Here is a 23,044-nt window from a genome sequence, read left to right on the forward strand (position 1 = left end):
AAGGAGACTTTCCCATGGGCGTGAAAAACGGTTTGAAGCTGGGCTTTATCTTGCATGGCGTGGGGCGCGGCTGGGACAGTTGGAGGCACCCCGAGGCGGTAATCGACGGCAGCACCAACATCGATCTTTACGTGAAGCAAGCGAAGATCGCCGAAAAAGGGAAATTCGATTTCGTTTTCGTCGCCGACAGCCTGCATATCGACGAACGCTCCATGCCGCATTATCTCAGCCGCTTCGAGCCGGCGACGATCCTGTCTGCGCTGGCCATGGTGACGCAGCATATCGGCCTGGTCGGCACCTTTTCCGTCAGTTATACCGAACCGTTCAATCTGGCCCGGCAATTCGCCTCGCTGGATAAGCTGAGCCGGGGACGGGCAGGTTGGAATGTAGTGACGTCCTGGCTGGAGGGCACCGCCGCCAATTTCAGCCGCGACCATCATATCGGCCATGGCGAGCGATATCGGTTGGCCAATGAATATGTGCAGGTCGTAAAGGGATTGTGGGACAGCTATGAGCCGGGCGCGATCGTCGGCGACAAGCAGGGCGGCGTGTTCCTGAAGCCTGGAACCCTCCATCAACTCAATCACAAGGGCGAATTCTTCAGTGTTCGCGGTCCCCTGAATCTCGATCGCATGCCGCAGGGGCACCCGGTCCTGTTCCAGGCCGGAAATTCCGACGATGGCCGGGCCTTTGCGGCGGCCAATGCGGACGCCATCTTCAGCCTGCCCCGGAACAAGGAATCCGCCTTCGCCTATCGCGCCGATCTTCGCGAACGGACGGCCGCCGCCGGGCGGGATCCGGACTTGCTGTTCGTATTCGGCGGGATCAGCACGATCGTCGGTTCGACCAGGGAAGAGGTCCAGCGCCTCAGCGCCGAACGCAACAGCTATGCTTCGATCGAGGGCGCGCTGTTGTCGCTGGGGCAATCCTTCAACGACTATGACTTTTCGCAGCATGATCTGGATGCGCCATTCCCGGCGGTGAAGGAAGAATGGCTGAGCAGCAGCCAGGGCAATGTGAAGACCGTGCTGGCGGCGGTCGAGCAGGACAAGCTGACCCTGCGGGAGACGGCGCTGCGTTTCGGCAAGCCGATGGACAGTTTCGAAGGATCGCCGGAGGAAGTGGCCGACCAGCTTCAGGACTGGTTCGAAAGCGGCGCCGTTGATGGCTTCATGCTGGGTGAATCCCTCCCCGGACAATTTGAGGTTTTCGTGGAGCAGGTCGTTCCGATCCTTCAGGCGCGCGGCTTGTTCCGGTCCGACTATGGCAGCGATACGCTACGCGGCCATCTGGGGTTGCCCGTGCCCGAGAATCGCTATGTCGCGCAGCGCCGTAGCGCGGCCGAGACCGACGCGGCCCGCAAGGAGCCTGCAAACGCCTGACTGCGAAACCGCAAGCAAAGGCCCGCCGGATTTCTCTGGAGGGCTTTGGCGCATAGGGGCGCTTGGCGTCAGTCCGGCTTGCCCTTTGCGGTGGGATCGGTGTTCAGCGATGCGTCGAAGCCCCGCGCGATATCGAAATTCTGCGCAGGCCCGCCCGTGCCGAAATCCCTGGCGGCAACGCGCTGGGACTCGATCACCTGCGCGTCGATCGGCACCGGCCACCAGCGCATATGTTCGGCGGTATAGTTCGCGACATCGAGCGGCAGTCCCGTTTCCTTGGCGAGAATTTCTCCCCACTGGCGGGGATGGCTGTTGGCCCAGGACTGTGCCCGGCCATAGCGGCGGGAAAAATCCTCCAGCAAGGCCCGCTTGTCCTTGATCGAACTCTCGCTCGTGACCTGGAACAAATAGGATGAGGTGCCCCTGTGCGCATAGGTGAGCACGCGGGCGTCATGACGGAGAACCGCCGTCGCGAGATAGGGCACCCAGATCGCCAGCGCATCCAGATCGCCGCTGGCAAACGCCGCGACGGCTTCCGTCGGCGCCACGAAGCTGATCCTGACGTCCGACGGCTTCATGCCGCTCTGCCGAAGTGCCTGAAGGAGAAGCGAATGCCCCACCGATCCGCGCGTCGTGCCGATGGCTTTGCCACGCAGATCCCGCATGCTGGCGAAGGACGCGTTCTTGTGCACGAGCACGCCGGCCACTTCCTGCTTCGTCCCGCCGCTCAGCGCCTGAATAGCGCGGAGGCGTTGGTCGTTCTTGTAAGCGAACAGGAAGGATGGCCCGCCCACCAAACCCAGGTCGAGCGCATTGGTGGCGATGGCTTCGATCAACGGCTGGGCGTTGGGGAATTCGGCCCATTCGATCTTGTAAGGCACATCCTTGAGCTGCCCCGCCGCAAGCATCAGCGCATGCGTGCCGCCACGCTGGTTGCCGACGCGCAGCACTTGCGCCGCGTCGGGTTGTTTACCGCCGCAGCCGGCCAGTGAGGCTGCGGCGGAAAGCAGCGCCAGGACGACGCTGGCGCCCCGCCAGATCGGACGCTTGCGGGGATGACCGGCCATATTTCGCTCCATGAGAATGCCAGCCCAGCGCCAGCGGCCCTGACCGGCGAATTTGGAAAAATCATGCCTTGCCTAGCCGGGGGACACGAAGCTGATAAATTTATAATATTAATCTATATATTAGGAAGGATAATTTGGGCGCTTATTCTTATAATAAAATATCGTTTCCATATATATTGGTAACCAATAATATAAATAATAAGAAAAGATCATTGTTCCGGTTCAATAATCAATATTTATACCTGGACTTCATTCCCTATGCCTTCGCGTGCTCGATAGCCTGTCCGGCTGCCTGATGGCCGGAAAATTGGCGATGTCGACCGTGATCAAATGGGGACGAAAATGCCGAAGAAAAAAAGATATGTAGCGCTGCTGGCTCGACTCATGGCTACCGGCGCAGCGCTCTCCATTGGCGGGATCGGCATGGCGGCGCATGCGCAAATCGCCGCTGCATCCGCCGAAGCGGACGATGGTGAAGCCATCGTCGTCACCGGATTGCGGGGTCTGTCGTCAAAGACGGCGGTGGAGAGTCCGGCGCCGATCGATATCGTCCCGGCTGACCGACTGACCGGAACCGGCCGACAGGAAATTGGCGAGGCGCTGGCGCGGACGCTGCCGTCCATCAATTTCGGGCGCACGGGCGCGGGTGTGGCGTCGATCGTTCGGCCGATCTTCAACCGCAGCCTGCCGCCTGCCTATACGCTGATCCTTGTCGACGGAAAGCGGCGCCACAACAGTGCGCTGTTGACCAACGGGGGCGGCGATACCAGCGGCTTCGGCCCGGTCGACCTCGATTTCATTCCGATCGCAGGGGTTCGTTCGGTCGAGGTGCTCAAGGACAGCGCCGCCGCCCAATATGGGTCCGACGCCGTGGCCGGCGTCATCAACTTCGTGCTGAATGACCGGCCCCAGCCGAACCATGTCTCAGTGACCTATGGCGACCATTATAAGAGCTATGGCGATCCGTGGAGCGCAAAGGCCGAAGGCGGCCTGGGCTTCGGGCTGGGGGATGGCGGCTATGTCAACCTGAGCGGCGATCTGCGCGGACGCGGCATGTCATGGCGCGGTTTCCGGGCGACCAACCGCCTGCTGTACGCACCGGCTTCCAATCCGAAGAACGCCGCCTGGGACGGAATCGGCGCGCATAATGGCGACCCGCGCATCCGCGCCTTCAACCTGGGGCTGGATGCCGCGCTGCCGGCCGGGGAGGTCACTCTCTACACCCAGGCGACATTCGGACGCCGCAAGGCCGAGATCGGCAACATGATCCGCCGTCCCAGCGGCACCGCATCCTTTTCCACGGTCTTTCCCGATGGCTATTTCCCGGTCAACAACACCAGCGAGACGGACTTTCAGTTTCTGGGCGGCATCAGGGGCGATCTGTCGGGCTGGCAATGGGATTTCAGTTCCAGCTACGGGCGCAATCAGGTGCGCATGTACAGCGACCTGACTCTCAATCCGTCGCTCGGGCCGACCGGGCCTACCAGCTTCGACAATCTCGCGCGGTTCCGTTTTTCGCAGTGGACCAACAATCTCGATGTGTCCCGCGATATCGATATCGGCCTGGCGAAGCCACTGCACGTCCAGTGGGGGCTTGAGGCGCGGCGCGAGGTTTTCCAGACCTTTGCCGGCGATCCGCTGGGCTATGCCAATGGCGGATATGTCATCAAGCCCGGCGACCAGGAAGGCGACCCCAATGTCGGAAGCATCGCGTCGATCGGCGCGCAGGGGGCGATCACCATTTCCCCCGCGACGGCCGCCCATGTCTCGCGCAACGTCTTTGCGGGCTATATCGACCTGGGCCTGACGATCACGCCGCGCTGGTATGTCGACATCGCCGGACGCGCCGAACATTATGGGCTGGGCGCGGGATCGACGGTCGGCGGCAAGGTCAACAGCCGGTATGAATTATCGTCCTGGCTCGCTGTTCGCGGCACGGTGGGCACCGGCTTCCGCGCGCCCTCGCTCTCGCAAATCGGCTATGCCCAGACTGACAACCGCACGGCGATCAGCCCAGCGACCGGCCTCCTGGTCGCGGCGACGACCCAAACCGCGCCGACCACCTCGGCATTGGCGACCGCTTTGGGCGCCGCCACCCTGAAGCCTGAAAAAACCTGGAATGCCGGGCTCGGCATCGCCCTTCAGCCAACGCGCAACCTGTCGCTGACGATTGACGGATACCAGATCGACATCGATGATCGGATCGCCCGCACCGCCAGCCTGAGCGGCCCTGCTCTCAACGCCATCTTCGCGGCGAACGGTCTCCCGCCCGGCACATTCGTCCAATATTTCGCCAACGCCGCCGACACCCGCACGAGGGGCGTCGATATCGTCGGCAATTATACCGCCGACCTGTCGACCCTGGGGCAATTGTCGCTGTCGGCCGCCTATTCCTATAGCCGCACGAAGATCCGGCATGTGGCGGCGACTCCGGCGGCGCTCGTCGGCCTCGGCCCCAACCCCGGCGGAAGCCTGGTGGCGTTCGGGAACGTATTTCGGGGCGAAATCGCCGACAATCAGCCACGATCCAAGCTCGCGCTCGCCAGCAAATGGTCGCTCGACCCGGTGTCGGTCGATCTGCGGGTGACGCGCTATGGCCGATATCGTTATCTGCGAACGGAAAATCCGGCGCAGAATCTCAGCTATGGCGGACGCTGGATCACCGATCTCGAAGTCTCCCTCGCGCTGACATCGCGCCTGGGCGTCGCCGTGGGCGCCGCCAACCTGTTCAGCGTGCGCCCCGACAATAGCGGGGTGAATGAGCCAACGAGCGGCGTGACGCTGTTCAACTACGGCAGCCCGCCGTTCGATTCTTCGGGCGGCTTCTATTACGGGCGGATCAACTGGACGTTCTGAAACGGAATGGGACCACCGCTCCCCGAAGCAGGGGGAGCGGTGGTCGCTATCGCACGCTCAGAGCAGAAAGTCGGGTTCCTGCTGAACCAGCATGTCCCATTCCGGCTGGAAGCACATCCATGCGACGGCTTCGCTGCCGACCATGCGCGCCGTTTGCGCCGCCACCTCCGCCGGGATGATCCGTGGCTTTCCGAGCGCTTCCGCCACGATCTGCCCGTGCGCCGCGCGTTCGAGCGCCAGATACCAGAAGGCCGTCGCCTCGATCGAGCGGCCCGCCGTCAGCAGCCCGTGATTTTGCAGGATCAGCGCCTTACGGCCGCGGAGTGCGGCAGCGATCCTGTCGCCTTCGGTCTGGTCCAGTACGACACCGCCATAATCGTCGAACAAGCCATGGTCGTCATGGAACATGCAGGCGTCCTGGCTGATGGGGTCGAGCAGCCTTCCCGTTGTGGACCAGGCCTTGCCATAGAAGGAATGAGTATGCGCGGCCGCATTGACGCCGGGGTGCGCGCGATGGATCGCGGCATGAATGGCATAGGCCGCTTCGTTCAGCGCGCCGCCGCCTTCGACGACCCGGCCGCCATCATCCACCAGCAGCAAGTCCGATACCCGGATATGGCAGAAATTTACGCCCTGCGGATTGACCCAGAAATGATCGGTCAGTTCCGGATCGCGCACGGTGACATGACCCGCGATGCCGCTCGACAGGTTGTAGCGCGCGAACAGGCGGAACGTTGCGGCGAGACGCTGTTTGCGGTGCAGCCGCTCCTCCGCCGGATCGGCGCGATCGGGCGGCACCTCGAAACGCAGGCGTTGCCCGTCGCGCAGCGCCTGGTCGATCCCCCGGCTCGGCGGATTCCAGGGCCGGTCTTGTGGCCGGCCCCTTGGCGCTTCGCCAGGCTGGCTCGCCATCACGCCGCCTGCTTCAGCCATGCGTCGCCGCGAAAGCCGCTCGCCCCAATCCGGTGAGGACAATATCGTCCTGCGGCATATGGACCCGGCTGCAAAGGACATTGCGCAGATGCCGCTCCAGCGGATGGGCGCGGGTAAGCGCCGGATTGCCGATCGCATCGATTGCCAGTTGAACGGCCTGCACCGCATTGTTGGTCACGATATATTTGACCGTACCGGCGGCCGCCGGATCGGGCATGTGGATCGACCGTTCCAGCAACAGCCTGTTTGCGTAGAGAAGGGCCTCGATCCTGCCCACCAATTCCTGAAAGCGCGGCAATGTTGACAGGGGCGCCCCCAACGCTGTGGGAACCCGCTGTTGCAGCCAGGAAACGAACCAGTCGCGGGCGGCATGGGCCACGCTGTCATAGACGATCGAGATCAGGAGGGCGTTGCGCAACTGGAATTCGGCATCCAGCAGGAGATGCTGGTCCTGCAGGCGCACGAGCGCAGACAATTGATCGTCCGGGATGCGGACATCTTCGAACACCACGTCATGGCTGCCAGTCGCCCGCATGCCCAGATGGTTCCATGTCGGCTCGATGCGGACGCCGGGCGTAGCGGAATCGACAAGTACTCCGCCGATGCGCGGTTCATCCTCGTCCGTGGCCGCCCATACGGACATCCATTTCAGGCCCGGCGCCCCGGTGGAATAGATTTTGCGGCCATTCAGCACCCATCCCGCCGCGGTACGGCGCACGACCGTGGCGGGCACGCCGCCCCGCCCCGGCGTGCCCAGGTCAGGCTCGACGCGCAGGCCATTGACGAGCGCCCCATCGTCGATGACGCTGCGCAGGACTCTCTCCCGCAGGCCAGGCGCCCAGTTCCGGCCGCGCGCGAACTGGGCGGTGAACAGATATTGCATCACCAGCACCAGGCCGGTCGATGGATCGCCATAAGACACTGCGCGCACGATCTTTGCGAGCCGGGCCAGATCGGCGCCGCCTCCGCCCAGATCGGCCGGCAGGGCCGCAGACAGCAATCCATGCTTGTGCAGGATAGCGAAATTCTCGAACGGGAAGGATCCATCGATATCGTGATCCGCCGCGCGGCTGGCGAAATCGTCGCGAATCCAGTCGAGCACGCGAGGCTCCACCGTCGCGCCCGTCGCGCGTGGGCCGGTTGCATCATCAGCGGCGGATATCGCCCTTGTCGCCATCATTAACTCCTGCGGCCAACCAGTGGATGCCAGCTTTCCCCAAGACCGATGCAGGAAGCGGGGGTGACATTATTCATGCCGACCCTACACCGCCTCGACGGGCGGCCGAAATTGAGAAATGCAAACCGAAAGTCTTGTCTTTCTCATTTGAACCATTTGCGGAGCCGTGAGAGGCGATGGGTCCAATGGACTGGCGAGGCGGCTTTCGAGCGCTCTAGGAATGGGACTTGGCAATATGGTCGGACAAGCGGGTGGCGATGCGACAGGCGTAGCGGTTGTAACCGGCGCCTCTTCGGGAATAGGAGCGGTCTATGCCGATCGGCTGGCGGCGCGCGGCCATGACCTGCTGCTCGTGGCGCGCCGCGCCGACCGGCTGAGGCAGTTAGCGCAGGAATTGAGCGACCGCCACGGCGTGCAGGTCCAGACGGCGACGGCGGACCTGGCGGAGCCGGAAAGCCTTGCCCGGGTCGAGGCGCTGGTCCGCGAATCAAACGCCGTCCTGCTGGTCAACAATGCCGGAGCCGGCGGGCTGGGGCCGACGGCCGCCATATCCGCCGACCGGGTGGAGAATGTCGTGCGGCTGAACATCACGGCGCTCTCGCGCCTGTCGCATGCGGTGCTGGAGGGCTTCCGTTCGCGCGGCGCGGGCACGCTGGTCAATATCGGATCGATCATCGCGCTGAGCCCGTCTCCAAGCGCCGCCGCCTATAGCGGATCGAAGGCCTATGTGCTTAATTTCACCCGATCGCTTCAGGCCGAATATGCCGACACAGCAATTCGGATACAGTTGGTCCAGCCTGGTCCTATCCGCACCGAATTCTTTACGGCCGCCGGCGTCAGCGAAAGCGTATTTCCCGAAGATTCCTATCTGACCGCCGAACAACTGGTCGATGCAGCACTTGCCGGTCTGGATGCGGGCGAACTGGTCACCACGCCGACGGTCGCGGAGACCGGCATATGGGAGGCGCTTGAGGCGGCCCGGCTCGCATTCATGGAAGCCGCGCGGTCCGGGCAGGTCGCGGAACGCTATAGAGTGGGCGAGGAAAGTCTGGCTTAAAACCGCTTCAGCGTCGCAGGTGAGCGGCATCTGATGTCAAACAGCTTCCGCATCTGTCCGAACTCGTCAAATTCTTCTTCGCCTCTCCGTTCCGCGATGAGGGCAGGATAGCCGCCCTGGCGGCGAGTTCGGCGAGCGCCCCATCGCTCCCCCGCAGATTGACAACGCAATGGCGCAAAGCGATTGCGTCGCTGCAGTACCTCAGGAGGCTATAAAAATGCCTGCTTGATGAAGGGGTTATGCCGATGCGAGGTGAAGGGCGGCGCGGAGCAATTGCGCAATCGGTATCGAAGGTAGGACGACTGGCGAGCGACAGCATCGCGGCGCTGGTCGTGGGCGGATTGATGGTGCTGCCCGACAGTGCCGAAGCGCAACCGGCGCTGCGCTTCTGGGATGGCGGCGATCCGGCCGAGCGCGAGAATGGCGTCATCGACGGCGGTTCGGGCGTCTGGAGCGCCACCGACCCGAACTGGACCGACAGCAGCGGCACGGTGAATGGTCCGATGCGGCCCGTGCCCGCCTTCACCGTTTTTCAGGGCCAGGCGGGCACGATAACGATCGACGACGGGAGCGGCATGCCGGCGGTCACCGGCATGCATTTTCTGACGGACGGCTATCGCCTCGTCGGCGGGCAACTGAAACTCGATGGCGGCGCCTATAGCTCGATCCGTTCGACGGCAGGGGCGACCACGCGGATCGACGCCGAACTGACCGGCAACGGCGGCGTGTTCTTCAATGATTTCGGCACGGTCATCCTGACCGGCGCGAACAGCTATCAGGGCAATACCCGCGTCGATGGCGGCACGATGATCGGCAACACGGATTCGATCCGCGGCAATCTGGAAAATGGCGGCACCGTCATTTTTGATCAGAATAAGGACGGAATCTTTGCCGGGGGCGTCAGCGGCCTGTTCAGCTTCTGGGGCTTCATGATCAAACGGGGGGAGGGCGCGCTTACCCTTGGCGGCAGCAACAATCTGGACTGGCGGGTGGAGGAAGGCGCGCTTGTGGCCCGCGCGGCCGGCTTTGGCGGCAATGTCGAGATAGGCGCGGCGGGACGGCTGACCTTCGACGCGGGCGAGGGGACGGGAACGGAAACCATCTATCCCTACGCTCTTTCGGGCAATGGCCGTTTCGACGTCAAGGGAACCAACATGCTCGTCCTGACCGGCCAGTCCACATTCTCCGGGCGAACCGAGGTTGCCGACAGCGCGCTGCGGGTCGATGGCGCACTGGGCGGCACGCTCCATGTCGGCGCGAACGGCATGTTGAGCGGCGACGGGCAGGTCGGCGCCGTGGAGATCGCCACGGGCGGGCGCCTGACAGGCAGGGCCGGTGCGACGCTTCATATGGGAAGTCTTGCACTTGGCGCCGGTTCGATCACAGAGGCCAGTTTCGGAACGACGCAAGATCCGGCGCTGTTCGATGTGGCGGGCGATCTGACGCTGGACGGCACGCTGCATGTCGCCAACGGCGCGCCGCTGGGTGAAGGGCTTTATCGGCTCATCAGCTATGGCGGCCAGCTCACCGACAGGGGGCTGGAGATCGGTGCCCTGCCGCCCGGTCAAGCCGCCGACAGCCTTTCGATCCAGACCGCAACCGTGGGGCAGGTTAATCTTCTTTCCGGTACGGCGGCGCACCCCTTGCAATTCTGGGACGGCGGCGACCCGACCCGCTATGGCAATGGCCGGGTGGACGGCGGCCCCGGCGTCTGGCGCAACGGCACGCTCAGTTGGACCAGGCAGGACGGGACGGTAAACGAGGCCGGAAAGGCCAATGGCTTTGCGATCTTCACCGGCAATAGCGGACAGGTGCTGATCGATAATAGCGCCGGGGCGGTAAAAACCGGCGGATTGCAATTCGCGACCGGCGGCTATGTCCTGTCGGGAGGCACGCTGACACTGGCGGGAGGGGATCGCACGGTCATCCGCGTCGGCGCGGGCAGCGTCTGGGATTCCAGCCTGACCGCCGAAATCGCCGCGCCCCTGTCGGGAGCCACAACCCTAGTCAAGCGCGATGCGGGCACGCTCATCCTGTCCGGCGCCAACAGCTATGCGGGCGATACCGAGGTCGAGGCGGGCACGCTGGTCGGCAACGCCCGCGCGCTTCGCGGCAATGTCCGCAATGCGGCGACGCTGGTGTTCGACCAGCGGGAGAATGGCAGTTTCTCCGGCTCGATCCGGGCGCTCGACGGGAATGCCGGGACGATGGTGAAAAGGGGCAGCGGCGTGCTGACGCTCACCGGCCCCAGCACGCTCGACTGGCGATTGGAAGAGGGGCGGCTGGCGACCGCCGCGAGCCGCTTTACCGGCAATGCCGACCTGCGGCCGGGCACGGAACTCCAGTTCGCGGAGACCATCAGCAGCCGCTATTCCGGCCGGATCGGCGGCAGCGGGCGGTTCATCAAGGCGGGCGGCGGCGCGTTGACCCTCGATGGCGATTCTTCCGGCTTCACCGGCGGCACCCAGCTTCAGTCCGGACGGCTGATCGTCGACGGAAAGCTGGGCGGCCAGATCGCCGTGGAGGCGAACGCGCTGCTGGCCGGCCGCGGGACATTGGGGTCCGTCCGGGTCGCTCCGGGCGGCAGGATCGCGCCCGGTCCAGGGATCGCAAAGCTTCACGTAGAGGGAGATCTGACCTTCGCGCCGGGAAGCCGCTATGAGGTGGAGGTCGATCCGTTCGGCACGTCGGCGGATGCGATCATCGTGACCGGCGTGGCGACGCTCGGCGGCACAGTCGCCCATATCGGCGCCAACGGCAATTACCGGCCCAGTTCCACCTATGTCATCCTGCTCGCAGAAGGCGGCGTGGAGGGCCGGTTCGACGCGGTCACGTCCACCTATGCCTTCCTGACGCCTACGCTGCGCTATGGCCATGACAGCGTGAGGCTGAGGCTGGATCGCAATGATGTCCGGTTCAGCGATGTCGCCGCATCCTCCAACCAGCAGGCGACCGGCGCGGCGCTGGAGAGGATGGCGGCGGGCAGCAAGGTGCAGGACGCCGTGTTGATGAGCGACGCCGAAATGGCGCGCAAGGCCTTCGATCAACTGTCCGGTGAATTTCATGCCTCGCTGCGTGCCGCGTTGATCCAGAACAGCAGCCTGTCGCGCGATGCGGCGCTGGACCGATTGCGTGGGACCATTCCGGACCGTCCGGGGCTGACCTATTGGGGACAGGCGCTCGACGCCTGGAGCCATTGGCGCAGCGACGGCAATGCCGCGCGGTTCGACCAAAGTTCGTCGGGCGGGCTGATGGGCATCGAGGCTCAGGCACCCGACGGCAGCTTTCGCCTTGGCATGGTCGGCGGGCACAACCGCGATCGGATGAGGGGACAGGGGCAGGCGGATGTGGATAGCTACCACGCCGGACTTTACGGCGGCGGGACGTTGGGTCGGGTGGCGTTGCGCGGCGGCTTGGCCTTTGCCTGGCAGGATGTCGCGGTCCAGCGATCCGTGCGTTTTTCCGGCTTTGCAGATGGCGTCGCCACGCAATATCGCGCAACGACGGCGCAGATGTTCGGGGAGACCGCCTATCGCATCGAGACGGCGGCGGGATCGATCGAACCCTTCGCCAGCATCGCGCATGTGCGGCTGGATGTCGGTCGCGGGCAGGAAAGCGGCGCGGCGGCGGCGCTGCAACTGGAGGCGGATTCCCTGCGCACCAGCTACGCGACCGCAGGCACGCGCGGCGACCTCGATCTGGCTGTGGAAAGCGCTCGGCTCGCGGTGCGCGCGTCGGCGGGCTGGCAGCATGTTTTCGGAGATCAACTGCCGGTGGTTCAGGCTGGCCTTGACGGCCAGCGTTTCGCGGTCAGCGGCCTGCCGATCGCACGCGACAGTCTGATCAGCGAATTGCGACTGCATGGCGCGATACGCGATCGGTTGCAGATCGATCTGGGGTATCGGGGCGCGATTGCGCGTAGCGGGCAAAATCATCAGCTTCAGGCAGGCCTGAACTGGCAATTTTGATCTTGCAGAAGAATAGAAGGCGGATTTTACGGGTTTTGCTGGGGGAGAACCCATCGTACCCGGTCCACGGCTCGCGCAATTCAACTTTTGGCGGCCGAAATCAGGCAAGGGTTTTCACCGCCTGAGCAGGAACACCGCATGTTCCGCGAACAGATTGGCGTTCGCATGGGTGGTTTCGCGGTCGCCCTTCAGGAACCATTGGCCGTCTATGGTCCAGCCGCGATCCTTCACCAGGGCGCGGAAATCGTCCACCGTGACATGGTGGATGTTGAGCGTGTCATACCAAGTGTCGGGCAACAGCCGCGTCACCGGCATCCGCCCGCCCCAGAACAGCGACAGCCGCCCCCGCCAATGGGCGAAATTGGGGAAGGAGACGAAGGCCTGCCTGCCGATGCGCAGCAGTTCCTCCACCACGCGGTCCGGGCGGCGGGTGGTCTGGAGCGTCTGGCTCAATATCGCATAATCGAAACTGGCCTCTGGATAGGTGGCAAGGTCGGTGTCGGCGTCCCCCTGCACCACGGAAAGGCCCCGGCCCACGGCGGCGGCGACATTGCGCGGGTCGATCTCCAACCCCCTGGCGTCGACCTGCTTCGCATCCCGCAGCGCCGCCATCAGCGCGCCGTCGCCGCAGCCAACGTCCAGAACCCTCGCCCCCGGCGTGACGGTCCGGGCGATCAGGGCAAGGTCCGGGCGCAGGGTCATGCGCGCCCGCCCGTCAGGAAGCCGTCGACCACGCGGTTCAGTTCCGGGCATTCCAGCAGGAAGGCGTCATGGCCGAACGGGCTGGACAGTTCGACGAAGCTCGCCTGCGCGCCGCCGGCGTTGAGGGCATGGACGATCAGGCGGGACTCCGCCGTGGGATAGAGCCAGTCCGTGTCGAAGCTGATGAGGCAGAAGCGCGCCTTCGACGCCGCGAAGGCCCTGGCCAGGCTGCCGCCATGATCCTCCGCTATGTCATAATAGTCCATGGCGCGGGTGATGTAGAGATAGGAATTGGCGTCGAACCGCTCGACGAAGCTCAGCCCCTGGTGGCGAAGATAGGATTCCACCTGGAAATCGGCGTCGAAGCCGAAGGTCTTTGACCCGTTGGGGTTTTCCGGGCGCCCCTGCAACCGCCGCCCGAATTTCTCGGTCAGCCCCGCTTCGGACAGATAGGTGATGTGCGCCGCCATGCGCGCCACCGCCAGCCCCGCGCTGGGGATCGCGCCGTCGGCATAATAATCGCCGCCGCGCCAGTTGGGATCGGCCATGATCGCCTGCCGCCCGACTTCGTGGAAGGCGATGTTCTGGGCGCTGTGGCGGGCGGTCGACGCGATGACGATGCAGCTTTCCACGCGTTCGGGATAGAGGGTGGGCCAGCTCAGCGCCTGCATCCCGCCCATGGAGCCGCCGATGACGGCGCGCAGCCGGTCGACGCCCAGATGATCGAGCAGCATGGCCTGGGCGCGCACCATGTCGGCGATGGTGATCACCGGGAAGCGCATTGCATGCGGCTCGCCGGTCGCGGGATCGATGCTGGCGGGCCCGCTGGAGCCCATGCAACTGCCGATCACGTTCGCGCAGACGATGAAATGACGGGCGGGATCGACCGGCTTCCCCTCCCCCACCAGGCGCCACCACCAGCCGGGCTTGCCGGTGACGGGATGCGCCGACGCGACATATTGATCGCCCGTCAACGCATGGCAGATCAGGATGACGTTGGACCTGTCCGCATCCATCCGCCCATAGGTTTCATAGGCGATGTCGACCGGCCCCAGCGCGGCTCCGCTGTCCAGCCGCAGCGGGCCGGGCAGGCGCGCCTGGCGGCGCAGGCCGAAACGGTTGTCATCGGGAAAGGACGCGCTGGCCATATCGCTTCGGGCTAGGACCGGGGCCGGGCTCTGTCAATCGGCCGTCCCTTGGCCTAGATGGCGGGCATGACTGGCCATCCTTCCATACCCATCGTCGCCTATGGCGCGCTCTATCCCTATCTGGACGAGGCGCTGGCGCGGCGCTTTGTCGTTCATGCCGTCGCGGCGGACGCCGATCCCGACGCGCTTCCGCCGGAAGCGCGGGAGGCGCGGGCGCTGGTGTCCTTCGGTTCGGTCGGGGCCTCCGCCGCGATCATGGACGCCCTGCCGAAGCTGGAGATGATCGGGCTGTTTTCGGTCGGCTATGACAAGGTCGATGTCGATCATGCGCGGGCGAAGGGCATCCGCGTCACCAACACGCCGGACGTGCTGACCGATGACGTCGCCGACCTGGCGGTGGGACTGCTATACGCGACGGTGCGCAATATAGCGGCCAATGACCGGATGGTGCGGGCCGGGGACTGGGCGCGGGGCGTGAAGCCGGCGCTTTCGGGGCGGGTGACAGGACGAAGGATCGGGATATTGGGGCTGGGCCGGATCGGGCGCGCCATAGCCCGGCGGCTGGAGCCGGTGGCGGGCGAGATTTTCTATCACAACCGGCGGCCCGCGGCGGACGCGGCCTATCGCCATGTGGCCGATCCGCTGGATTTCGCGCGGGAGAGCGACGTGATCATTGTCGCCACTTCCGGCGGGCCGGAGGCGCGGGGGCTGGTCGATGCGGCGATGCTGGACGCGCTGGGTCCGGAAGGGGTGATCGTCAACATCAGCCGGGGCAGCGTGATCGATGAGGATGCGCTGGTGGCGGCACTGGCGGAAAAGCGGATCGCGGGCGCGGGGCTGGACGTCTTCGCGAACGAACCGCATGTGCCCCAAGCCTTGCTCGGCATGGACCATGTGGTGCTGCAACCGCATCAGGGCAGCGCGACCGTCGAGACGCGCAGGGCCATGGCCGACCTGGTGCTGGCCAATCTGGATGCCTGGGCGGCGGGGGAGCCGCTGCTGACGCCGGTGGTGTAATATTTCCTGTTCCTGCGAAGGCAGGAACAGGGCGACATCATTCGGCGCCTTGTCGCCCTCCAAGCGCTTTGCGTTTGGCTTCGATGGCGCTAAAGCGCGGCGCATGACAAAACCTGCTCCCAAAGACTGGATTCTCGGCATTTCGCCCTATGTGCCCGGCAAGTCGGCCGCCGATGACGGGCGGCCGCTGGTGAAGCTGTCCGCCAATGAAAATCCGCTGGGCACCGGAGACGCGGCGCGGGCCGCGCTGGCGGCGGCGACGGCGGACCTCGCCACCTATCCCGATCCGGGCGCGGCCAGGCTGCGCGAGGCGATTGCGGCGGCGCATGGGCTGGACCCGGCGCGGGTGATCTACGGCACCGGATCGGACGAGCTGCTGCATATCGCCGCCAGCGCCTATGCCGGGCCGGGGGACGAGATTCTCTACGTTCGTTACGGCTTTTCGGTGTACGACATCGCGGCGCGGCGCGTGGGGGCGACGCCGGTGGTCGCGCCGGACGCCGACTATGCGACCGATGTGGATGCGCTGCTCGCGGCGGTCACGGAAAAGACCAAGGTCGTCTTCCTCGCCAATCCCAACAACCCGACCGGCACCATGACGTCGCGTGAAGAAATTGCGCGGCTGCACGCGGGGCTGCGGCCCGACATATTGTTCGTGCTGGATCAGGCCTATGCCGAATATCTGGACGGGCAAGAGGATGATGGCGGGCTGGAACTGGCGAAGAATGCCTCCAACGTCTTCGTGACCCGGACCTTCTCCAAGATTTACGGGCTGGCGGCGGAGCGGATCGGCTGGGGCTATGCCAGCGTCGACGTGATCGACGTGCTGCATCGCATCCGCGCGCCGTTCAACGTGACGACGGCGGGCCAGGCGGCGGCGGTCGCTGCGGTCCAGGACACCGCCTGGGTCGAGGCGAGCCGGGCGCATAACCGGCAATGGCGCGAATGGCTGGCGGGCGAAGTGGCTTCGCTGTCCAACCATGGGCTGCGCGCCGTGCCGAGCAAGGCGAATTTCCTGCTGATCCTGTTCGACGGCAAGCTGACCGCGGAGGCCGCGATGAAGGGCCTGTGGGACGAAGGCTTCGCCACCCGCTGGCTGCCGGGGCAGGGGCTGCCCAATGGCCTGCGCATCACCATCGGCACGGAGGATCAGGTGCGCAAGGTCGCGGCCAAGCTGCGCGCCATGGCGGAAGCGGCCTGATGCTGCCATTTACGCGGATCACGATCATCGGGCTGGGGCTGATCGGTTCCTCGCTGGCGCGGGCGATCCGCGAATATATGCCGACGGTGCGGGTGACGGGCTATGACGCCGACGCGGGCGTGCGGGAAGTGGCGCGGGCCATCGACCTGACCGACGACGTGACCGATACGGCGGGCGCTTCGGTGATGGACGCCGATCTGGTCGTGCTGTGCGTGCCGGTGCGGGCCATGGGCGCGGCGGCGGCGGAGATTGCCGACGACCTGCCGGCCGAGGCGATCGTCAGCGACGTGGGTTCCTGCAAGGCCGACGTGCTGGCGCAGTTGAGCGCGGCGCTGCCGGGGCGCAAGGTCATTCCCGCGCATCCCGTCGCGGGGACCGAGAATAGCGGGCCGGAGGCGGGCTTCGCCTCCCTGTTCCAGGGCCGCTGGTGCATCGTCACGCCGCCCGCCGACGCCGATCCGGCGGCGGTGGAGCGCGTCGCCGAACTGTGGCGGCGCGTGGGCGCCGATGTCGAGACGATGGACCCGGCGCATCACGACCTGGTGCTGGCGGTGACGAGCCATTTGCCGCACCTGATCGCCTATACCATCGTCGGCACGGCCAGCGACCTGGAGGATGTGACCCAGTCGGAGGTCATCAAATATTCCGCCGGCGGCTTCCGCGACTTCACCCGCATCGCCGCGTCCGACCCGACCATGTGGCGCGACGTGTTCCTGGCGAACAAGGATGCGGTGTTGGAGATGCTCCAGCGCTTTTCGGAGGATCTGTCGGCCTTGCAGCGGGCGATCCGCTGGAATGACGGGGACGCGCTGTTCAACCTGTTCACCCGCACGCGGGCGATCCGGCGCTCGATCATCGAACAGGGACAGGATGATCCCAAGCCCGACTTCGGGCGTTCGCATTAAATAGAGCCTATAAAGGCTCGTTCAGCGCATTGATCGCTGCATGGACGCGGACCTCGGCCTCGTTCCGATCCAGGCCGGGCGGAACGATCTTGCCCACCTTGTACGTGATCGTGCCGCTGCGCTTCATGAACTTGCCCCGCGGCGAGACCCGGCCGCTGTCGACCGCGATGGGCACCACCGGCAGGCCCAGCAGCACATAAAGCCCCGCGAAGCCGGCGCGTAACGGCGGGCTTTCGCCATGGGGGACGCGGGTGCCTTCGGGGAAGAGGCAGATGGCGCGGCCCTGCGCCGTCGTCGCCCTGGCGGCGGCGCGCAGGGCGCGCAGCGCGCTCGCCCCCGCGCTGCGTTCGATGGGGATCAGGCCATAGCGGCGGGCGATGCCGCCCCAGAGCGGAATGTCGAACAGCTCGCGCTTGGCGGCGATGGCCGGACGGTCCAGCAGGCAGAGCAGGTCGATCGTCTCGAACATCGATTCATGCTTGAGGATGTAGAGATAGGGCCCGTCCTCCAACCTTCCCTCGACCCGCACCTTCTGCCCCAGAAGCCAGCGCGCGCAGCCGCGATGAAAGCGGCTCCAGGCGGTGGCGACGCGGGGAATGGAGCGGGGCGCGACCAGATCCACCGCCATGGCCGCAAGGACGAACAGCAGCGACCCCGGATAGAAGATCGACATGAAGGCGAGGGATCGCAGCGCGGTCAGCATTCCGGGTGAACCGTTCAGATACCAATAAGCGCCGCCGCCCGGCGCAGCAGATATTTATTATATTCCCGCGCCAGCATGGTGAGGCTGGGGCGGCTGGGCACGGCGTCGTAGACCAGCGTGACCCGTTCCGGCAAGGCCTGCCGCAGTTCGAGCGCGGACCGGCGCATGTGCCAGTCGGTGGTGATGAGGCGCACCGTCTTGAAGTCGCGGCGTTCCAGCCAGTGCGCGGTCTCTATGGCGTTGGACCGGGTGTCGATGGCCTCGCGGCCAAGCGTGATGCAGCAGGAGAAGAGGCGTTCAGGCACCTTATATTGCGCGGCCAGTTCCACCGGGCGGACCGAGCGGTCCACGCCGGAGATCAGCATCCGCTTGGCCGCGCCGTCCTGAAGCAGGGCAAGGCCGCGATCGATGCGCCCCGCCCCGCCGGTCAGCACGACGATGGCGTCGGTCTGGCGGCCGTCCAGCGGCTGCGGCAGGAAAATCGCGAACCAGGCGAAGCCCAGCATCCATCCCAGCAGCGTGACGGCGATGAAGCGGACGATCACAGCAGCCGCCCCAGCGACCGCAACACCGTCCAGCGCGCCGCGATCCGCGCCAGCAGCACGCAACCCATGGGTATCGCGGCCAGCGCGACCCAGCTTGTCCATGGCAGTTGGACGGCGCTCAGCAGTTCCGATCCCGTCGCCATCAGCCGCGCCCCCAGCAGCAGGATCACCAGCAAGGCGCAGGTAAAGCCGAGCGCGCCGCCGAACAGCGCGTCCAGGCCGATGCGGCGCTGGAACAGCCGGGCGATCTGCACGTCGGTCGCGCCCATCAGGTGCAGCACGTCGATGGTGCCGCGATGGCTGTCATGCGCGGCGCGGGCGGCGAGGACGACCACCGCGCCGGTCGCCAGCGTCATCAGCAGGACGATGCCCGCCGCCAGCCAGCCAAGCGCGGAAAGCAGGCCCGCGAGCGGCGCGAGGAAGGCGGCATGGGGTTCGATGCGGACCTTGGGCGAGAGGGCGCGGAGCTGGCGGCGGAGGCGCTCGATCTTCCCGTCCGTCTGGCCCGGCGTCAGTTCGATGTCGATCAGCGCCGGTATCGGCAGGTCGCCGCTGGCCGCATCCTGCCCCAGCCAGGGGCGGATCTGCTCCGCAAGCGCGGCGGACGAAACCGGGCGGACGGCGCGGACCGTCGCGTCCTTGCGCAGCGCGGCGGCTATGCCCGCGCTCAGGCGCTCGCGCCGTTCGGCATGGGCTTCGACGATCTGCACCGTCGCTCGCCCGGCAAGGTCGGCCCCCATCGCCTTCACCGCCGCGCCCAGGCCCAGGCCGGCGGCGGCGGACAACACCGTCAGGAACATCATGATGGCGATGATCCAGGGCATGGGGCCGGCAACCCTCCCCTCCGGCAGCAGCCGGTGGCGCGCGGCGGCGGCGGCGCGGCGATTGCCCATGGCGCCGGAGGACGCCATTAGCCGGCCGCCTGCGGCCGGGGCGGGTAGCGCAGCGATCCGGTGGGGTCCGACAGGCGGCCCTTGTCCAGCTTCATCATCTGCGCGCTGCCCACCTGCGCGATCAGCGGCAGGTCGTGGGTGGCGACGACGATAGTGGTGCCCAGCCGGTTCAGCGCTTCGAACAGGGTCATGAGGCGGCGGGCCATGTCGGCGTCGACGTTGCCGGTCGGTTCGTCCGCCACCAATATCTCCGGGCGGCCGATGACGGCGCGGGCGATGGCGACGCGCTGCTGCTCCCCGCCCGACAAGGTGGCGGGGCGCGCCTGGCCCCGGTCGCCCAGGCCGACCCAGCTCAGCATCTCGCTCACCGGCGCGTCGATCTCGCCTTCCGCCAGGCCGGCGACGCGCAGCGGCAGGGCGATATTGTCATAGACGGACAGATGCGGCACCAGCCGGAAATCCTGGAACACCACGCCGATGCGGCGACGGAAGCCGGGCAGGCGCTTGCGGGGCAGCGTCACCACATCCTCCCCGAACAGGCGGATGACGCCCCGGCTGGGCCGCTGGGCGAGGTAGAGCAGCTTCAGCAGCGACGTCTTGCCCGCGCCCGACGCGCCGGTCAGGAAATAGAAACCGCCGCTGGCGAGCGAAAAGCTGACGTCGGACAGCGTCTCGCTATCCAGACCATAGCGCAGGCCGACATTTTCGAACTGGACGATGGCCGACATGCGTCAATTTCAGCGCCTGCGCGCTCCCTGCTTCCCCGAGCCTCTAGCCATGGCACAGCGGACGGGCGGCCGTAAAGCCCATCCGAGGCCGACCCGGCCTGTTCCCGCGAGTCGCGGTCCATGCTGGCGGCATGCTTGAAGCCGCTTGCCCTCGAATCCAACTCATGCCTATGAAGCGTCATGATCCTGGTGTGTCCCAATTGCGCCACGCGCTATATCGTGCCGGACAGCGCCGTCGGCCCGAACGGCCGCCAGGTTCGCTGCGCCGCCTGCAAGCATAGCTGGTTCCAGGAGGGCGCCGCGCTCGCCCCGCGGGAGGAAGCGCTGGCGACTTCCGGCATGCCCGAAGTCGCGGCACCGCCGCCTCCCCCCGCGCCGCCCCCTCCGCCGCCCCCTCCTCCAGTCGAGGAGCCTGCCGCGCCGACGGTCGAGCCTGTCGCGGCGCCCGAGGAGTCCGAGCCGGTCGCGCAGGCCGCATCCCCGGAAGCGGCCAGGCCGGACTATCGTTTCGACGATGTTTACGGGCGCGCCGAAGCGGATGCGCGCGACGATTGGGCCGAACCCGAACCGGCCACCGCGAAGCCGCGCCGCAACCGGCTGAAGATCTGGACCTATGCCGCGCTCGCCTTCTGCCTGGCCGTCGGCGCGGCCGGCGGAGCGCTCTGGTATTTCGGCGCGCCTGGCTGGGCGGTCAATCTGGGACTGGTGCCGGAGGAAGGCGATCCCGACCTGCTCTTCTATCTCTCCAAGCCCGCCGAGCGGCGCAAGCTGCCGACCGGGGAGGAATATTTCGCCTTCGGCGCCCGGATCGTGAACAGCGGCAAGCAGGTGCTGCCCGTGCCGCCCGTATTGGTGCAGTTGCGCGACCGGCAGAACCGGCTGGTGTTCAGTTGGACCACCAAGGCCGACCGGACCAGCCTGAAGCCGGGCGAGGAAGCGTCGATCAACGAAAGCCGGATCGACATCCCGAAAAATGCCGAGAATCTGTCGCTGACCTTCGTGCAGTGATTTGCGGAGAACCGGGCGTATAAGCGAGCCGTGCTCCTGCGAACGCAGGAGCCTAGTTCAGACGGGGGACTGGGCTCCTGCCTTCGCAGGAGCACGTTGCATTATTGGAGCGCGAGGCCCCTTCACGGATAGCTCACCGTCTTCGGCCGCCCCTGGGGGATCGGGATGAATTCCCGGTCGTCGCCGGGGATCAGGGGAAAGCGCATGGCTTCCCAATCCTCGCGGGCCTGCATCAGGCGGTCGGTGGAGGATGACACGAAATTCCACCAGACATGGCGAGGCGTCCGGAACGCCTCTCCCCCGCAAAGTATGACGCGGCCGCCGTCCACGCTCATCAACGTCGCCCGGATGCCGGGGCGCAGGACGTAGAGCGTCTGCGGCTGGAGCATCACCCCGTCCAGCGCCGCGTCGCCGCCGGAGACGTATATCGCCCGCTCCTCCGCATCCGCGTCGATGGGGACCGATCCGCCGGGGGCAAGCTGAATGTCGGCATAGATGGTGTTCGCATAGGTGGTGACGGGCGAGGTCTGGCCCCAGAGGCTGCCCATGATCACGCGAGCCCGCGCATGGCCGCCGTCGATGACCGGCAGGCCGCCCTCGCCGACATGTTCGAAGGCCGGGTCCATCTCCTCATAACGGTCGGGCAGCGCCAGCCAGGTTTGAATGGCGGAGAGCTTCGACAGTTTCGCCCGGTCCTCGTCCGGCGACCGCTCGCTATGGACGATGCCCTTGCCCGCCGTCATCAGGTTCACCGCGCCCGGCTCGATCAACTGCTCCGTGCCCAGGGAATCGCGGTGAAGGAAGCTGCCCTCATACATATAGGTGACGGTGGCGAGGTTGATGTGCGGGTGCGGGCGCACGTCGACGCCCTGTCCCGGCGCGATCCGGGCGGGACCGGCCTGGTCGAAGAAGATGAAGGGGCCGACCATGGTGCGTTCCTTCGCCGGCAGGGAACGATGGACCCGGAAATCGCCCAGATTATGGCTGGTCGGCGTGATCGTCTGGATGATCGGATCGTTCTGGATGATGGATTCGGGCGGGGTCATGCTGCGTCCAGTTCGGGATAATGGCGGAAGACGTCTTCTCGGGTGAACGGCAGGCGCCGGTCACTTGCCAGATAATCCTGCAATTCGGGCAGCGCCGCAACCCGGTCATGCAGGTCGGAAAGGCGCGGGAAGGACGGCATCAGCGTCGCCATGCGCAGCGGAAAGGCATAGCGCAGCCCGGCGACCAGGTGGAACAGCGACAGGTCGGCATGGCTCCAGCGCTGGGCAGCCAGCCATTCGCCCGGTTCGGCGCTCAGCGCATGTTCGAAATAGGTCAGGAATTTGGGGATGCGGTGGGCGCGAAACCCGTGGGCGGCGCGCAGCGCTTCGGCCTTCTGCTCCTCATAATATAGGTCGGGACCGAGGGGATGGTGCACGTCATGCGCTTCCGCCACCATGTCCATGACGGTAAGCTGCACCTGCGCGAGCCAATAGCGGGGCTTGAGGCCCGCGGGTCCGCATTCGTGCCGTTCGGCCAGGTAGAACAGGATGTTGGCGGTCTGCGCCACGGTGCGCCCGTCCGTCACCAGATAGGGCGGCGCGAAGGCGGGGCCGGCGTCGTGCCGCTCCATGTCCGCCATCAGCGCTTCGTCGCCGTCGGCGCGGGCGCGGTCGCGATAAGGGATGCCGCACGCCTCCAGCGTCAGCCGCACGAACTCGCCGCGTCCGGCAATGGTTGACCAGTACCAGAAATCATAGGCCATGGGT

19 protein-coding genes are annotated in these 23,044 nt (G+C 65.9%); 8 read left to right on the forward strand and 11 right to left on the reverse strand.

What is annotated here, in order from left to right:
- Positions 1 to 14 precede the first annotated feature (14 nt).
- Positions 15 to 1,382, forward strand: coding sequence for an LLM class flavin-dependent oxidoreductase (locus tag SIDU_RS15405; protein WP_007682010.1), 1,368 nt, complete (start codon positions 15 to 17; stop codon positions 1,380 to 1,382).
- A 68-nt stretch (positions 1,383 to 1,450) separates the two neighbouring features.
- On the opposite strand, the gene SIDU_RS15410 is transcribed toward SIDU_RS15405, so the two are convergent.
- On the reverse strand, positions 1,451 to 2,449 hold the full coding sequence (locus SIDU_RS15410; protein ID WP_007682009.1) for an ABC transporter substrate-binding protein: 999 nt from the start codon (positions 2,447 to 2,449) through the stop codon (positions 1,451 to 1,453).
- 384 nt (positions 2,450 to 2,833) lie between these two features.
- Between SIDU_RS15410 and SIDU_RS15415 the strand changes: the two genes are divergently transcribed.
- Entirely contained in the window at positions 2,834 to 5,305 is a 2,472-nt protein-coding gene (locus SIDU_RS15415) for a TonB-dependent receptor plug domain-containing protein (protein ID WP_073507165.1), read from the forward strand.
- A gap of 57 nt (positions 5,306 to 5,362) precedes the next feature.
- Here SIDU_RS15415 and SIDU_RS15420 read toward each other — a convergent pair whose 3' ends face one another.
- Positions 5,363 to 6,238 (reverse strand): class II aldolase/adducin family protein, encoded by an 876-nt coding sequence (locus SIDU_RS15420; protein WP_233431840.1) that lies wholly within the window; start codon positions 6,236 to 6,238, stop codon positions 5,363 to 5,365.
- Positions 6,231 to 7,340 (reverse strand): acyl-CoA dehydrogenase family protein, encoded by a 1,110-nt coding sequence (locus SIDU_RS15425; RefSeq protein ID WP_233431841.1) that lies wholly within the window; start codon positions 7,338 to 7,340, stop codon positions 6,231 to 6,233. The genes SIDU_RS15420 and SIDU_RS15425 overlap by 8 nt, the downstream gene beginning before the upstream one ends.
- A 310-nt stretch (positions 7,341 to 7,650) precedes the next feature.
- Here SIDU_RS15425 and SIDU_RS15430 point away from each other — a divergent pair, with 310 nt between their 5' ends.
- Together SIDU_RS15430 and SIDU_RS15435 are read left to right on the forward strand one after the other, a co-directional pair.
- Positions 7,651 to 8,472: an SDR family NAD(P)-dependent oxidoreductase gene (locus tag SIDU_RS15430; protein ID WP_007687303.1), complete on the forward strand. Its 822-nt coding sequence runs from the start codon at positions 7,651 to 7,653 to the stop codon at positions 8,470 to 8,472.
- A gap of 239 nt (positions 8,473 to 8,711) precedes the next feature.
- Positions 8,712 to 12,440, forward strand: a complete 3,729-nt coding sequence (locus tag SIDU_RS15435) for an autotransporter domain-containing protein (RefSeq protein WP_233431842.1) — start codon at positions 8,712 to 8,714, stop codon at positions 12,438 to 12,440.
- 114 nt (positions 12,441 to 12,554) lie between these two features.
- Here SIDU_RS15435 and metW read toward each other — a convergent pair whose 3' ends face one another.
- Entirely contained in the window at positions 12,555 to 13,142 is a 588-nt protein-coding gene (metW, locus tag SIDU_RS15440) for a methionine biosynthesis protein MetW (protein ID WP_007687311.1), read from the reverse strand.
- Entirely contained in the window at positions 13,139 to 14,290 is a 1,152-nt protein-coding gene (gene metX, locus SIDU_RS15445) for a homoserine O-acetyltransferase MetX (RefSeq protein ID WP_007687313.1), read from the reverse strand. Before metX ends, metW begins: the two co-directional genes overlap by 4 nt.
- A 57-nt stretch (positions 14,291 to 14,347) precedes the next feature.
- Between metX and SIDU_RS15450 the strand changes: the two genes are divergently transcribed.
- The 3 genes from SIDU_RS15450 to SIDU_RS15460 all read left to right on the forward strand — a co-directional run bounded on the left by SIDU_RS15450 (position 14,348) and on the right by SIDU_RS15460 (position 17,413).
- The gene (locus SIDU_RS15450; RefSeq protein ID WP_025771124.1) at positions 14,348 to 15,307 is read left to right on the forward strand and encodes a 2-hydroxyacid dehydrogenase; all 960 of its coding nucleotides are present in this window, start codon (positions 14,348 to 14,350) and stop codon (positions 15,305 to 15,307) included.
- Positions 15,308 to 15,410: 103 nt separating this feature from the next.
- A complete protein-coding gene (hisC, locus tag SIDU_RS15455) occupies positions 15,411 to 16,508 on the forward strand; it encodes a histidinol-phosphate transaminase (RefSeq protein ID WP_007687317.1) in 1,098 nt (365 codons plus the stop codon).
- Positions 16,508 to 17,413, forward strand: a complete 906-nt coding sequence (locus SIDU_RS15460) for a prephenate/arogenate dehydrogenase family protein (RefSeq protein ID WP_007687318.1) — start codon at positions 16,508 to 16,510, stop codon at positions 17,411 to 17,413. Before hisC ends, SIDU_RS15460 begins: the two co-directional genes overlap by 1 nt.
- A gap of 7 nt (positions 17,414 to 17,420) precedes the next feature.
- Here the strand turns inward: SIDU_RS15460 and SIDU_RS15465 are convergent, their stop codons facing one another.
- From SIDU_RS15465 to ftsE, 4 genes are read right to left on the reverse strand one after another with little or no spacing between them, the layout of a single operon-like run.
- Positions 17,421 to 18,116 carry a lysophospholipid acyltransferase family protein gene (locus SIDU_RS15465; RefSeq protein ID WP_007687319.1) on the reverse strand — a complete coding sequence of 232 codons (696 nt, stop codon included), beginning with the start codon at positions 18,114 to 18,116 and terminating at the stop codon, positions 17,421 to 17,423.
- Between the two features lie 14 nt (positions 18,117 to 18,130).
- On the reverse strand, positions 18,131 to 18,661 hold the full coding sequence (locus SIDU_RS15470) for a YdcF family protein (protein ID WP_007687320.1): 531 nt from the start codon (positions 18,659 to 18,661) through the stop codon (positions 18,131 to 18,133).
- On the reverse strand, positions 18,658 to 19,572 hold the full coding sequence (locus tag SIDU_RS15475; protein WP_007687321.1) for a cell division protein FtsX: 915 nt from the start codon (positions 19,570 to 19,572) through the stop codon (positions 18,658 to 18,660). Before SIDU_RS15475 ends, SIDU_RS15470 begins: the two co-directional genes overlap by 4 nt.
- A complete protein-coding gene (ftsE, locus tag SIDU_RS15480; protein ID WP_007687322.1) occupies positions 19,572 to 20,282 on the reverse strand; it encodes a cell division ATP-binding protein FtsE in 711 nt (236 codons plus the stop codon). The genes SIDU_RS15475 and ftsE overlap by 1 nt, the downstream gene beginning before the upstream one ends.
- Before the next feature lie 180 nt (positions 20,283 to 20,462).
- Between ftsE and SIDU_RS15485 the strand changes: the two genes are divergently transcribed.
- A complete protein-coding gene (locus tag SIDU_RS15485; protein WP_007687323.1) occupies positions 20,463 to 21,290 on the forward strand; it encodes an MJ0042-type zinc finger domain-containing protein in 828 nt (275 codons plus the stop codon).
- 122 nt (positions 21,291 to 21,412) lie between these two features.
- Here SIDU_RS15485 and SIDU_RS15490 read toward each other — a convergent pair whose 3' ends face one another.
- Both SIDU_RS15490 and SIDU_RS15495 read right to left on the reverse strand, forming a co-directional pair.
- A complete protein-coding gene (locus SIDU_RS15490; RefSeq protein WP_007687324.1) occupies positions 21,413 to 22,336 on the reverse strand; it encodes a pirin family protein in 924 nt (307 codons plus the stop codon).
- The gene (locus SIDU_RS15495; RefSeq protein WP_007687325.1) at positions 22,333 to 23,040 is read right to left on the reverse strand and encodes a glutathione S-transferase; all 708 of its coding nucleotides are present in this window, start codon (positions 23,038 to 23,040) and stop codon (positions 22,333 to 22,335) included. Before SIDU_RS15495 ends, SIDU_RS15490 begins: the two co-directional genes overlap by 4 nt.
- Positions 23,041 to 23,044: the final 4 nt, after the last annotated feature.

The sequence above is a fragment of the Sphingobium indicum B90A genome (genome assembly GCF_000264945.2).
In the GTDB taxonomy this organism is placed as follows: domain Bacteria; phylum Pseudomonadota; class Alphaproteobacteria; order Sphingomonadales; family Sphingomonadaceae; genus Sphingobium; species Sphingobium indicum.

Excerpts from the sequence above, each read along its gene's own strand:
- SIDU_RS15405 (WP_007682010.1), top strand. The coding sequence starts at position 15 with ATGGGCGTGAAAAACGGTTTGAAGCTGGGCTTTATCTTGCATGGCGTG.
- SIDU_RS15410 (WP_007682009.1), bottom strand. The coding sequence starts at position 2,449 with ATGGCCGGTCATCCCCGCAAGCGTCCGATCTGGCGGGGCGCCAGCGTC.
- SIDU_RS15415 (WP_073507165.1), top strand. The coding sequence starts at position 2,834 with ATGGCTACCGGCGCAGCGCTCTCCATTGGCGGGATCGGCATGGCGGCG.
- SIDU_RS15420 (WP_233431840.1), bottom strand. The coding sequence starts at position 6,238 with ATGGCTGAAGCAGGCGGCGTGATGGCGAGCCAGCCTGGCGAAGCGCCA.
- SIDU_RS15430 (WP_007687303.1), top strand. The coding sequence starts at position 7,651 with ATGGTCGGACAAGCGGGTGGCGATGCGACAGGCGTAGCGGTTGTAACC.
- SIDU_RS15435 (WP_233431842.1), top strand. The coding sequence starts at position 8,712 with ATGCCGATGCGAGGTGAAGGGCGGCGCGGAGCAATTGCGCAATCGGTA.
- metW (WP_007687311.1), bottom strand. The coding sequence starts at position 13,142 with ATGACCCTGCGCCCGGACCTTGCCCTGATCGCCCGGACCGTCACGCCG.
- metX (WP_007687313.1), bottom strand. The coding sequence starts at position 14,290 with ATGGCCAGCGCGTCCTTTCCCGATGACAACCGTTTCGGCCTGCGCCGC.
- SIDU_RS15450 (WP_025771124.1), top strand. The coding sequence starts at position 14,348 with ATGGCGGGCATGACTGGCCATCCTTCCATACCCATCGTCGCCTATGGC.
- hisC (WP_007687317.1), top strand. The coding sequence starts at position 15,411 with ATGACAAAACCTGCTCCCAAAGACTGGATTCTCGGCATTTCGCCCTAT.
- SIDU_RS15460 (WP_007687318.1), top strand. The coding sequence starts at position 16,508 with ATGCTGCCATTTACGCGGATCACGATCATCGGGCTGGGGCTGATCGGT.
- SIDU_RS15465 (WP_007687319.1), bottom strand. The coding sequence starts at position 18,116 with ATGCTGACCGCGCTGCGATCCCTCGCCTTCATGTCGATCTTCTATCCG.
- SIDU_RS15475 (WP_007687321.1), bottom strand. The coding sequence starts at position 19,572 with ATGGCGTCCTCCGGCGCCATGGGCAATCGCCGCGCCGCCGCCGCCGCG.
- ftsE (WP_007687322.1), bottom strand. The coding sequence starts at position 20,282 with ATGTCGGCCATCGTCCAGTTCGAAAATGTCGGCCTGCGCTATGGTCTG.
- SIDU_RS15485 (WP_007687323.1), top strand. The coding sequence starts at position 20,463 with ATGATCCTGGTGTGTCCCAATTGCGCCACGCGCTATATCGTGCCGGAC.
- SIDU_RS15490 (WP_007687324.1), bottom strand. The coding sequence starts at position 22,336 with ATGACCCCGCCCGAATCCATCATCCAGAACGATCCGATCATCCAGACG.
- SIDU_RS15495 (WP_007687325.1), bottom strand. The coding sequence starts at position 23,040 with ATGGCCTATGATTTCTGGTACTGGTCAACCATTGCCGGACGCGGCGAG.